Origin of the sequence: Sulfuracidifex metallicus DSM 6482 = JCM 9184, from assembly GCA_032834875.1 — an archaeon.
Classification (GTDB): domain Archaea; phylum Thermoproteota; class Thermoprotei_A; order Sulfolobales; family Sulfolobaceae; genus Sulfuracidifex; species Sulfuracidifex metallicus.
The window spans coordinates 1,039,864-1,052,617 of the sequence record CP135238.1; the positions used below are offsets into that span (position 1 = coordinate 1,039,864).

Consider the following 12,754-nt stretch of genomic DNA (forward strand, 5'->3'; position numbering starts at 1 on the left):
GGAGATTGTTAATTTGTTTTGTAAATCAAATAGCTCTAGTTTATCGTTAAATTAGAATTGTTGAATCGCGAACTCGAACCTTATTGTTTATTAACTCTCATCTTTCTCACGTCTTGTTTTTTATTAAGCTATTTTCTAACTATCACTTAAACTAAAATGGATTCAAGGCGTCGTATGCGTCCTTTCTTCAACCTATTATCGGGATGAGAGGCTTGTGAACTACCCCGCCCTAACGGACGGGGCTTCCTGCTTCACGAGGCTTGCCAAAGGTAGAGGTCTCAGCTCCACAGGCACTGTCGTTCCGACCCCGCATAAAGGAGGTTCTAAATATGACAGAATCCTATTTGACGTTCGCGAAAAAAGTTTACGGAGTCAAGATTTAAGTAATTTATCATAACTTGATTCTTTTTCTAAAATTGAATAATTTCATAAGCATTTAATTTCATTCACATAACGTTTGCTAATTCTCATATCCTACAAAGGAGTGAACCACCCCGCCCTTACGAGGGTCCTTCACTCCTAAATCCACATTGGGATAAAAAGTGACTTAAAAGTATAGATATCATATCCATGGGCGACATTGAATCTGAGTACCTCTCATGAGAGACCTATCAAGGTACTGATATTTGGCTTTCCATACTCCTTTCAGAAATAAGAAGTTCATGGAGTAACTTATCCATCCGCAATCATTTCCGATTCTACGAAGGGTAAACCATAATCTTTAAAATATCTTGTAATTTGAGTAATTTATGGTAAATAGTAAATCTTACCTTAACTCCGCTAAGCTCATTGCCCTACTTTCTGCCGTGGGATTTACAGTTGAGGCTTACGACTTCTTTGCAGTTGGAATAATATCGACCCAGATATGGCCACACCTCTTCGACGGTTCCTCGTCCTCAGCTCTGGCTCTATCGGTTTTAGCATATTCCACCATTCTTGTAGGAAGGCCAGCTGGAGGAGTCATGTTTGGTCATCTCAGTGATAAGTTGGGGAGAAAGTGGAGCATGTTCTGGACTTTGACACTTTCGGGCTTCGCCATGTTAATGATAGCTATCATGCCTCCCATAGGTATCATTGGACTTGAAGCCATAGCTGCGTTCAGGTTCATACAAGGTTTCGGATTGGGAGGAGACGGCGGCAGTTCTTGGACCTTAACTTATGAATACTCCAGGAGGTTTGACAAGGCACCGATTTTCTTGGCTGGACTGTTGAGTACCGCATCGTTGGGTATACTCCTCGGCGTGCTGGGAATATTCTTATCGGAAAGTTTGGAGACTAGGATATTCCTGACAGATTATGGTTGGAGAATCTTAATAGGATTGGGAGCAGTTGCTTTTGCTCTCACCATTTTCTTTAGGTATAAGGTAATGGAAAGCCCAGACTTTACGAAGTTGACTGAGGCAAGAGAACTGACGACTAGTCCAATAAGAGAGGCGATACATAAGGCTAGAAGAAAACTAGTATTTCTCACTTTGATTGCAACTTATTATCCTACCGTGCTGACTTTCGCAGTCTACCCTTTTGCGGTGGAATATTACAGCAAAGTAGTTGGGGAGAAGGTAGTTACGTTAACATTTATGGGATTTGCTCTCCTTGCAATTTTATTTACTCTAGCTGGAGGAGCATTGACCACACTAATAGGGTGGAGAGGAGTTTTGTTCCTCTCAATTCTAGGTAGCGTAGTCACGTTACCATTACTCCTTATCCATTCCTTGACCGGCTTCATAGTATTCCCAGTGGCTTCAATAGGTTGGGGGCCTTAGGTATGATGGCAGAGGAATTCGAGACACCAATAAGGAACACTTGTGTTGGGACAGTTTTCGGAATGATGTCCTTGATCCCTGGAATCCTCCTAGTGGTTGTACTTCCATCGCTGTTGAAGTTTGCCGGTTTAGTAGGTTCCGTTTTTTCCGTAGTATTAATAGCTGAAGTCATCAGTGGTATATCTTGCATAATGTTGGTGAGTGATGGAAGAAGAAAGATTTTTCATTAACTACCTTCCGTAGAACATGTTTGAAGTGAAAGAGTTTTCTAATTTGTTACAGAGAAGGGGGTTAAGGGGGCGGAAAGCCTCGCCCTTTAGGGCGGGGAGGAAGTCAGTGAAAACTGTCTATGTATAACCGTGTAATCCTTAGTCTACCTTGGTTCAGAAGGAGTATTTGTAGCGCAGGATTTCCCGTTAAATCTCTTGATTCGAATAAGGAGAATAATATTGATGTAGAGAAAATCCATGCTCAGTGTATCAAACAAGTGGCTACATCCTTTGATATTAAACAGGTTCAAGCATAAGAGTCTTCTACAAAATTGAGCAACTTCCCTCGTCAGAGAGAAATGTTTAGGTTTATCAACATGGTGAAAATTTTGATGTATTTTTATATTTATTAAAATTTTTTCACATAGTAGAAGGAAGTCAAAAATTCGGCAGTGAAAGGGAAAAGGAAATATGTTTTTCAAAACATATTAATTTTGACGTAAAACTCCCTCGGCAGTGAAAGGTAAGTTTAGGAGGCAGCTTCACTGCCGAATTCACAGAAACGTTTTTTAGGGAGATTTTACGTAATAGTAAGCAGGGTTTGTAGAGATCCTTAGAGGGCTTGAAACATAGGTCTGTGGACCCAGAGGTCCCGGGTTCAATCCCGTTTGTAGAGATCCTTAGAGGGCTTGAAACACTCAAACGAATCAGAATTCTGTAAGATTTCCATTGCGTTTGTAGAGATCCTTAGAGGGCTTGAAACGTCCCTTTTCTCCTCCGACTGAGGTCCTCCACCAGTGGAGTTTGTAGAGATCCTTAGAGGGCTTGAAACATTTTCTGCAAGACTAGTTGTAAATGTCTAGTTTGAGCGTTTGTAGAGATCCTTAGAGGGCTTGAAACCTTTTATCCACCTATAATCCAGCTCAGAAATTATGGTTTGTAGAGATCCTTAGAGGGCTTGAAACTTCATGTTTTTCCAGGTCAGAAAATGGACCTCAAGAGTTTGTAGAGATCCTTAGAGGGCTTGAAACACACAGAGGGCAGAGAGATGTTAGTCGTCTCTCTCTGGTTTGTAGAGATCCTTAGAGGGCTTGAAACGACATGAACCTTCCCAGTCGATTCATTGCTAGACTGGGTTTGTAGAGATCCTTAGAGGGCTTGAAACTCGGTCATCCAGAAATGGTGAGGGGGGCTATTCTCTCCGTTTGTAGAGATCCTTAGAGGGCTTGAAACACGTAATGAAGGGAAAATTTTCCTTGTCTCAACTAAGTTTGTAGAGATCCTTAGAGGGCTTGAAACTCTTCTCCGACTTTTTCTGTCGTTGTGTCAAGGTAGAGTTTGTAGAGATCCTTAGAGGGCTTGAAACCCACACTGCGTCTCTGCTTCTAAATGGAGCCTCATGTGTTTGTAGAGATCCTTAGAGGGCTTGAAACAAGATCGTCAAATACTCTAAGTATGATTCTGAATAATCGTTTGTAGAGATCCTTAGAGGGCTTGAAACTAGAAGATTTTATACAAAATCAGTTTTTAGAGGCTAAAGTTTGTAGAGATCCTTAGAGGGCTTGAAACGACGTAGCAGCATCATTTCTAAGACCAGCTGATGTCGGAGTTTGTAGAGATCCTTAGAGGGCTTGAAACAAATAAATTCAAGTTCTTTATTGCCTCCTTATATCGTTTGTAGAGATCCTTAGAGGGCTTGAAACCACAAGAAGAGGATAAGAGGGGAAGAAGGAAAAGAGGTTTGTAGAGATCCTTAGAGGGCTTGAAACTGAGAACCTTTCCCTCTTCGAGACGTATTGACAAGTTAAGTTTGTAGAGATCCTTAGAGGGCTTGAAACCAAACATAGACATGATAAGACAGCTCCTCCCAAGCGATGTTTGTAGAGATCCTTAGAGGGCTTGAAACCCTCTCTAGCAAATTTCTCCTTATCCATGTCATAGTCGTTTGTAGAGATCCTTAGAGGGCTTGAAACATTTTATTTCTTTGTGCTTCTCCAGTCAAACCACAGAGTTTGTAGAGATCCTTAGAGGGCTTGAAACACAAAGCGAAAATAATAGAAATAAGTGAAGAGGAACTAAGTTTGTAGAGATCCTTAGAGGGCTTGAAACTCATGTCTACTTATGAAAAATGGGATAGTATCACCAGAGATGTTTGTAGAGATCCTTAGAGGGCTTGAAACGGGAATCCCGTGATCACCTCTAATGGCAAATTCAAATGTTTGTAGAGATCCTTAGAGGGCTTGAAACTCGGTCATCCTGAGATGGTGAGGGGGGCTATTCTCTCGTTTGTAGAGATCCTTAGAGGGCTTGAAACGAAGCTGAAACATAAGCTATACCGTTAGCGTAAGAGAGTTTGTAGAGATCCTTAGAGGGCTTGAAACGAAAAGTATGGTAAGGAAGAGAGATTTCTAGAATGCTGTTTGTAGAGATCCTTAGAGGGCTTGAAACATTCTCCACAGGAGGACCAGTGGACCGCAGAAGCTCGTTTGTAGAGATCCTTAGAGGGCTTGAAACAGCCATCCTAGTGCTGAGTGGTCTACCGAGTCTCTCGTTTGTAGAGATCCTTAGAGGGCTTGAAACTCGAAACGATAAAAAGACCGGCATTTTTGGCGTATAAGGTTTGTAGAGATCCTTAGAGGGCTTGAAACTGCCTTTCCACGGCATTTTCGAATTTTTGGCATTCCTGGTTTGTAGAGATCCTTAGAGGGCTTGAAACTCCCCATGACCTCTATTTCAATACCGTGAGTGATCACTGTTTGTAGAGATCCTTAGAGGGCTTGAAACTAATCTCCTCATGGTTGAAGATAGACGCGGAAGCCGTTTGTAGAGATCCTTAGAGGGCTTGAAACGACGCCTTGTATGACCGTTTTTTGGTCAGGTACTTCGTGTTTGTAGAGATCCTTAGAGGGCTTGAAACGTTTCTATCAACCTGGTAGTTTCGTCTACATCTTTCGAGTTTGTAGAGATCCTTAGAGGGCTTGAAACTAGCCACCCTAAGAGGGAAACCCTGGGCGGGACGGACGCCCAGGGTTTGTAGAGATCCTTAGAGGGCTTGAAACTAAATGCCAGACAAGTTGTCATATTCCATTTTCTTCAGTTTGTAGAGATCCTTAGAGGGCTTGAAACCTTCCCGTGGGAACCATCACGGGATCCAGTGCCATAGGTTTGTAGAGATCCTTAGAGGGCTTGAAACTATCCTATAACGCAACCACAGAACACCACGGGACTGGTTTGTAGAGATCCTTAGAGGGCTTGAAACAGGAATTACAAATTATGCCTTATATGTGTGTACGTTAGTTTGTAGAGATCCTTAGAGGGCTTGAAACATGGACCAGATGTACCGAGTAACGTAGACCAGTTTGTTTGTAGAGATCCTTAGAGGGCTTGAAACGAATGGTTTTCTGGCGTCAACGTCATGTGGCACTTCATGTTTGTAGAGATCCTTAGAGGGCTTGAAACCCACTCTTCTCCTCACTTCTCACTTCTTCTTCTCACAGTTTGTAGAGATCCTTAGAGGGCTTGAAACACACTGTAAAAATGACAGTGATACGCCCTGTCACGGGCGTTTGTAGAGATCCTTAGAGGGCTTGAAACTCAATATTCATCATGATATATCCTTCTTTTTCATCCGGTTTGTAGAGATCCTTAGAGGGCTTGAAACTTTTTTGGTTTTGGATGTTTTGGGTGTTCATTTTTAGTTTGTAGAGATCCTTAGAGGGCTTGAAACTTGTACTCCTAGCGTGAGAAGTTAGTGGATTCGTTTGTGTTTGTAGAGATCCTTAGAGGGCTTGAAACAGATTTTTTTCTGCCCACGTTCCCCGCGGATTTCCGGTTTGTAGAGATCCTTAGAGGGCTTGAAACAATGCCTAAAAGAGTGGGGCCTTTAATAGCCTATTCGAGTTTGTAGAGATCCTTAGAGGGCTTGAAACTTGTACTCCTAGCGTGAGAAGTTAGTGGATTCGTTTGTGTTTGTAGAGATCCTTAGAGGGCTTGAAACAGATTTTTTTCTGCCCACGTTCCCCGCGGATTTCCGGTTTGTAGAGATCCTTAGAGGGCTTGAAACAATGCCTAAAAGAGTGGGGCCTTTAATAGCCTATTCGAGTTTGTAGAGATCCTTAGAGGGCTTGAAACGCCTGGAATCGAATATAATGGGTGGTAGGAATGTATGTTTGTAGAGATCCTTAGAGGGCTTGAAACATTCTGTGATAATTCCAATGGGGAAGAGAAGTAGTAAGTTTGTAGAGATCCTTAGAGGGCTTGAAACAAAATGACAGGGTTCGGGGCATTATGGGAACCCGAAGTTTGTAGAGATCCTTAGAGGGCTTGAAACGTTGAGCCGAAAAGATATACCTCGTTTTTTCATTTTTCGTTTGTAGAGATCCTTAGAGGGCTTGAAACTGGCTCACACACGGAAAACGGATGGGCTGAAATATGTTTGTAGAGATCCTTAGAGGGCTTGAAACTGATAATGGGACCTGGCATAGGTACAGCATCACACCGTTTGTAGAGATCCTTAGAGGGCTTGAAACATCAAGCCGAACGCCAGTGGTATAAACGCTATGTAGAATGTTTGTAGAGATCCTTAGAGGGCTTGAAACAAAAACTTTTCTATCTTTAGTAATACTTCTTCTTTTTCGTTTGTAGAGATCCTTAGAGGGCTTGAAACCCATCGCTAAGGGCAAGATAACAGAAGGGGTAGAATGTTTGTAGAGATCCTTAGAGGGCTTGAAACTAATCAAAGTTGTCCGCCAATTAAACCACCTAGAGTTGGTTTGTAGAGATCCTTAGAGGGCTTGAAACACTTTGACCGGAGGACTCTCACCCTTCGTAGAGTCCTTGTTTGTAGAGATCCTTAGAGGGCTTGAAACGATGAAGTCATAGATGTAAATGAAGAAGAGCCAATTGTTTGTAGAGATCCTTAGAGGGCTTGAAACCAAGTCCTTCTAGGACTTCTTCAAAATATTTACCTAGAGTTTGTAGAGATCCTTAGAGGGCTTGAAACACGCGGGAAAGGTAGCAAAGGGAGATGTCATTAAACGTTTGTAGAGATCCTTAGAGGGCTTGAAACTCGAGACTATCGACGTCAAGATACCCCAAACTTTCCGTTTGTAGAGATCCTTAGAGGGCTTGAAACTTTCCTTTCACGACTGAAAGTAGCTTCATCTTGATTATGTTTGTAGAGATCCTTAGAGGGCTTGAAACAATTCCTCATGATGAAGGAATATGGGCTCAGAGCGAGGGTTTGTAGAGATCCTTAGAGGGCTTGAAACTAGGCAACGAAACACCGTTTATTGTGTATTTTGTCGTAGTGTTTGTAGAGATCCTTAGAGGGCTTGAAACACACTGTAAAAATGACAGTGATACGCCCTGTCACGGGCGTTTGTAGAGATCCTTAGAGGGCTTGAAACGATGAAGTCATAGATGTAAATGAAGAAGAGCCAATTGTTTGTAGAGATCCTTAGAGGGCTTGAAACAAACCGTCTTCAGTTTGCCTAATTACCGTTTTCTTCTGTTTGTAGAGATCCTTAGAGGGCTTGAAACTAAGGAAATAGCAGACGATTTAGCCAAAGCCTACAAAAGTTTGTAGAGATCCTTAGAGGGCTTGAAACAAGTATCATATCTTCCCCCTCCATCATTACCAATCACGTTTGTAGAGATCCTTAGAGGGCTTGAAACCGACGAGTGGGAAAGGGGCGTCATTTGCGACGACCTGAGTTTGTAGAGATCCTTAGAGGGCTTGAAACAACTCAGTCCCGTTGTCTATTTGTCCATATGTAAATGTTTGTAGAGATCCTTAGAGGGCTTGAAACACTGCACGGGGGTAAAGGGGGTAGAAGTCCCCTCCCGTAAGGGCGGGGTAGTTTACAAGAGAATGCTAAGATCAGGATGAGTCGGAACAACACCCTCTTTTTATCTATTTCATTCTACAAACGTTCTCTGTTTCCCATCAGCTAGGTTTTCATCATCTCAACTAACTTTATCTTCTAGTTTTGTCGAATTTCACTTGTTTGTTGAGAATATATTTTGTTTATTTGTAATAGTTATGAAACTTCTCATCTCTTCAATTCTTATCACTATCTGTTTCTTCTGACTTTCCCGCTTCAGTAGACCAAAATTGCTTTAGAAGAATAGTTTTGTTGGACATGCTATTCTATCTTAATGAGATTAAGGGAAGTGAAGGTTTGCTATTTAACGGTAGACCAGAAATCATCTTCATAAAGGTGAACTTACCTGCCATTATGACGGGACATCTCCACTGTGTATGGAGATTTCCTGCTTTCAAAACTGCCTTAATAATCCTTCACATATAAGGGACGTTCTGAGGAAGAAACCTTTCTTTGATACCCATTAACAGGAGCACAGAGGATTTACTCTCCACAACCTTGAGTTCACCCATTCCTAAGGGTGTTGACCTAGCTATTTCAGCCTAGCTCTAAGAATTATTTCCTTATTTTTTATCGTTAACAATCTTTTATAAGAAGATTATTAATTCTCTTTTTCACGAAAAGCTACTTTCAACTCATTAACTCAAGTCAATTCAAAAATAGATCACGTTTTTTATACTTAACTTCCAGATAACGAAAAAATTTCTATTTTCTTTCAAATTAGGCAATAAATTTTTGCACATCCTCCTCCTTCATTCCTTTGAATTTCTTGATTACGAAGAAAGACGGAATTCCCATTAAAATTCCAAAGACGCCTACTGCAAAAAGCACGTTAATTATGCCAAATAAGGTAGCCAGAATTCCGTAAAGGGTAGCCATCACAGGAGAAGAACTCAAAAGGAAGATTTGAATTATTGAGTTAGTTCTTCCCATCATCTTATTTGGAATTAGACTAGTCAGCAATGTATCTAAAGGTATGTTAACCAAGGAGGTCCCAATCCCCACAAGTAATGATAACAAAACGTCAACTAGGGGTTCCCTTGTTATTGATATAAGGATGAAGGACAAACCGAAGAGCGAAATTAATGATGAAACTAGTCCCTCCTTCAAAACTTTAATCCTTCCGCCAACTACTCCACCTAATAACTCACCGATAGAGAACGCCATCAAGAAGGCTGTGTAGTATATGGCATTCACGTGTAGTATTAAGTGAAACAGCCCTGAAGAATAAACGTCAATCGCTGTAAACGCCCCGTTTATGAGTAGGCCCATCAAAAGAAGGGGAAGGATCAGTTTGATTACCTTTGACACGTGGGAGAAGGAATAAATTGTGGAATCCTTGCTAGACACGGACTTGAATGGAAAAGAAAGGGAAGCTGCAACTAAGGCCATGACAACTAAGATGAAAGGTAAGGAAGCTGGATCAAAATATGCTACACTGCCTCCCAAAGCTGTACCTGCTATTCCACTTCCTGCCCTACCTACTGTATTTAGAGACATTGCGCCTGAAAGATCTTCACTTACAATTTCCTTTATGCTTGAGTAATAAGCGTCACCTGATCCCATGTAAAGCATAAATGAAAGGAAGTCCACCGCGTATATGTAGATCAAACTTTGAACGAAAATAAGCAAAAAGTAAACTAACACTGTCATTACAGAGAACAAGAAGATCACCTTGGACTTATTGACCTTGTCTAGAACGTAACCTATTGGTAAAGTTATTATCAAGTAACCAAGTAATGAGAAGGTTGGTATCAAACTAACTAAGAAGACTGAGTGGTACTTGACCACTATTTCCCACATAAAGAAAATGGAGAAACCCATGCTTGATGTTCTTAATAAGTTCCTAGACATCCAAAATCTAATGAACCTGAAATTAATCATTGTGGAAGATTTATAGATAAGACATAGGCTATATATAAGATTTTGTATGTTTACAACGCAATGATTTAAAAAGAAACTAAACATATTCATTTATAGGAGAAAGTTGATAAATAAAATAAACCAGAAATTTTATTTATAAAGACGTTTATCCACAAGAATACATATACATATATTAACTATTAAAAGAGTATTTTTCTAAATTATCCGTGTTAAAGGTTAATCCTCAAGGATAGCCCATAATTCAACTACATTTTTATATGTTGTGTTTATATGTTGTGAAGAAAAATAATTGAATGCAACAAAGAGAGATTTATTTTTTAAATTTTAGGAAGAGACGTAGAGAGCTATTTTTGTTCTAGTCAAGGTTTGCACAAATTTTTTTATATTTTATGAGTAGTAAAAATAAGATTATATAATTTCATTTCAAAGAAAACTTTATATCATATTTTCTCCTCTTGACTCTAAGGGCTCTACAACTTTACTTGATGAGCCTCACATTCACGCTCAAGTAAGGGTAAACGCCCTGGAGCCTCGCATCCCACCACATAACCGAATATCTTTCCTTGGATACGGCACTTGGTGAAAGGATTTTTTTCAAGGAATCAGCAATCCTAACCCTTCCGGCGATTCCGGCAAATTTACCTCCTTTATATACCATGACAGCATCCCTGCTAACGGTTGAGAAGATTCCTTCGCTGTAGTTGTTAAACCTTGTATACCACACGTTATTAATGAACACCACGTTTCCAGTTAACATGGATTCTAAGGAGGAGTCTCCTTCCTTCACTTCAAGGTTCCATGGCTTTGGAGTGATCCACCCAGCGTTACCCGTTGTTTCTCCCAATTCGTTGTTTGATAGTGGATTGATGAAGACTCCCTTGGATATTACTTCCTTATTGAACGTAGGTGTACCTTCGTCGTCGAATTCAGCTGACATTGGTCTATCCTCGCGGGGAGTGTCCATCAAGGTAATGTCCTCATTCCCCGTCATCTCTCCCTTTTCCCTAAACATAGAAGTTCCAGCCATAATGCTAAACTTTGATGCCATGTTAGCAACGTACATCATAAGGTTGCCCACTGCCTGAGGAGAGAGCACAACCTGATACTCACCGTCCTCTATTTCAGCCCTCCCCTGGAAGGAGGCGAAGTGTTCTGCCATCCCTACAGTCTCCTCAACCTTTTCCTTAGAGAAATTAACGTCAGAGAACGCCCATGAACCTGAGTAATCTCCGTTCTTAACTCTGAAGTACCCGTAGGTATATCCGTCCTTGTCAAGCCCGTGAAATCCGTTGGAGGTGATTAGCTCTCTCTCGACTTGTACTCCAACTAGCGTGCCGTAGGTAGGATATCTAGAGTCCAGCTCCACCACTTGGACAGGGACCCTCTCCTTCACTTTCCTCAATTCTCCTCCTTGTGAGAGTACCGGGACTATCTTCCCTGGGGAAAGTTCTCCATTGAACTCCAGTCTAGACGAGTGGGATATTCCGTATTTACCTTCCCTCTCTAGCATCACAGAAAACCTCTCATCTTCTATCTCTTGTACGTTCTCTATCTTGCTCTCAACGTACTTTATCACCTTCCTTCTCTCCTTCAACCTCAGCACCGCTACGTTGTATCCTTTCCCCTTATAGAGGTTCACAAACTCCTGAATAGATTTCATATTCTCCTCACCTTGTAGTTAAGCAACATGTCAGGACCTCCTAACCATACTGGGACTGGCTGATCTGGATCTCCCTTACCGCACGTTCCGGGAAAGAATTGGAGAGAGTCATCAACTTCCTCTACCGACTTTAGGAGTTGATCAGTGTTTCCCTCCAATACTGGAAAGAGGAGCGGGTCACCCAATTCCCCGTGCTTGATCTCGTACGCCTCTAAACCGACGTACCTCTGACCTAGCCTCATGTCATCTATATTCCACTCCATGTAACTCTTTATAAACACTCCCTTGCTAACATCTATTAAGTCTTGGAACTTTACCTTTCCGGGCTTGAAGAACGTGTTTGACATTCTCACTAAGGGTTCCCTGGAGTGGGATGAAGCCCTACCCGAACCATTACTTCTTATATCCATTCTGTAACCTGAGAACCTATCGTGAAGAAGCTCATTTATGTTTCCCTCCTTGATGAGGACTTTCTCCTTGGCTTTGACTCCCTCATCGTCAATCTCATAGTATCCGTTGCTCTTCTTGATGGTAGGATCGTCTATTACGGTTACCGCGTCGCTACCTATCTTTCCCTTCATGAAGGTAAGGTAACTTAAGCCGGCTTGGGCGAACTCCCTACCAAGAATCCTGTCAGCCTCGAAGGGATGTCCAACAGACTCATGAGCCATAATTCCAGATATGTTTCCGCTCACCACCACGTTTGTGGATCCAGGCTCAACTGACTTTCCCTTAACTAGTAGATCATCTAACGCTTTCACCTTTTCCTTTAAATCAACTTCTCTCAAATGCTCAAGTCCTCCGCTACCGCCGTACTCGAATCTTCCGTTAACTGTCATCCTCTCGTTTTTCATGACTATCATCGCCGACAAAAGCACTCTGGGAACGTAACTACTGAAAGATATCCCGTTAATTGTGACATCCTTTTCCTCCACCCTCTCTACGTAGTCCAGATTCAGTGATTTTAACTTGGAGTGGAGGAGTTGTGATGACGCTTCTTGGTAAAGGTTCTTAAGTATTTCCACTTTCTCATGGATTGACTTTGATGAGATAGGCACCTCTTCCTCTGCTCTAAAGTTTCCAGAGGAAGGACTCTGATCGTCGAACCCTTTCTCCCATCCTTGGATTCTCTCTGGTTTCACGCCCAAGTTCTCTGGATTATTGGAAGAGGAAAAGTATAGTGAACCATCATTAAAGAACCTAACGGAGTAACCCTCGTCTAAGACGCTGGTAATGGATACAACTTCTCCGTTAATAGTCCTTATTAAACGGTAGGAATCCGCTTGTTTTCTGACTTCAACGTAGCTGAAGGAGGAAAACTTCTTGTTGTATATGTCTTCTGATGACATTGTA

At 41.5% G+C, this 12,754-nt stretch carries 6 protein-coding genes and 1 CRISPR repeat array; of the genes, 3 read left to right on the forward strand and 3 right to left on the reverse strand.

Going from position 1 to position 12,754, the window contains the following annotated elements; genetic code table 11:
* Positions 1–749: 749 nt before the first annotated feature.
* The 3 genes from RQ359_RS05970 to RQ359_RS05980 all read left to right on the forward strand — a co-directional run bounded on the left by RQ359_RS05970 (position 750) and on the right by RQ359_RS05980 (position 8,283).
* Complete coding sequence (locus RQ359_RS05970; RefSeq protein ID WP_156017469.1) at positions 750–1,763, forward strand: MFS transporter; 1,014 nt, start codon at positions 750–752, stop codon at positions 1,761–1,763.
* A 2-nt stretch (positions 1,764–1,765) separates the two neighbouring features.
* Positions 1,766–1,993, forward strand: a complete 228-nt coding sequence (locus tag RQ359_RS05975) for a hypothetical protein (protein WP_156017466.1) — start codon at positions 1,766–1,768, stop codon at positions 1,991–1,993.
* Between the two features lie 578 nt (positions 1,994–2,571).
* A CRISPR array of direct repeats spans positions 2,572–7,782; the repeat unit is 30 nt; unit sequence GTTTGTAGAGATCCTTAGAGGGCTTGAAAC.
* 324 nt (positions 7,783–8,106) lie between these two features.
* Complete coding sequence (locus RQ359_RS05980) at positions 8,107–8,283, forward strand: hypothetical protein (protein ID WP_156017463.1); 177 nt, start codon at positions 8,107–8,109, stop codon at positions 8,281–8,283.
* Between the two features lie 294 nt (positions 8,284–8,577).
* On the opposite strand, the gene RQ359_RS05985 is transcribed toward RQ359_RS05980, so the two are convergent.
* From RQ359_RS05985 to RQ359_RS05995, 3 genes are all read right to left on the reverse strand, one after another.
* Complete coding sequence (locus RQ359_RS05985) at positions 8,578–9,711, reverse strand: MFS transporter (protein WP_162308957.1); 1,134 nt, start codon at positions 9,709–9,711, stop codon at positions 8,578–8,580.
* A gap of 508 nt (positions 9,712–10,219) precedes the next feature.
* Positions 10,220–11,401 carry a metallopeptidase TldD-related protein gene (locus RQ359_RS05990; protein ID WP_054839310.1) on the reverse strand — a complete coding sequence of 394 codons (1,182 nt, stop codon included), beginning with the start codon at positions 11,399–11,401 and terminating at the stop codon, positions 10,220–10,222.
* Positions 11,398–12,750: a TldD/PmbA family protein gene (locus RQ359_RS05995; RefSeq protein ID WP_156017460.1), complete on the reverse strand. Its 1,353-nt coding sequence runs from the start codon at positions 12,748–12,750 to the stop codon at positions 11,398–11,400. The genes RQ359_RS05990 and RQ359_RS05995 overlap by 4 nt, the downstream gene beginning before the upstream one ends.
* Between the last annotated feature and the right edge of the window lie 4 nt (positions 12,751–12,754).

Coding starts and splice junctions, on each gene's coding strand:
- RQ359_RS05975 (WP_156017466.1), top strand. CDS start 1,766: ATGATGGCAGAGGAATTCGAGACACCAATAAGGAACACTTGTGTTGGG.
- RQ359_RS05990 (WP_054839310.1), bottom strand. CDS start 11,401: ATGAAATCTATTCAGGAGTTTGTGAACCTCTATAAGGGGAAAGGATAC.
- RQ359_RS05970 (WP_156017469.1), top strand. CDS start 750: ATGGTAAATAGTAAATCTTACCTTAACTCCGCTAAGCTCATTGCCCTA.
- RQ359_RS05995 (WP_156017460.1), bottom strand. CDS start 12,750: ATGTCATCAGAAGACATATACAACAAGAAGTTTTCCTCCTTCAGCTAC.
- RQ359_RS05985 (WP_162308957.1), bottom strand. CDS start 9,711: ATGTCTAGGAACTTATTAAGAACATCAAGCATGGGTTTCTCCATTTTC.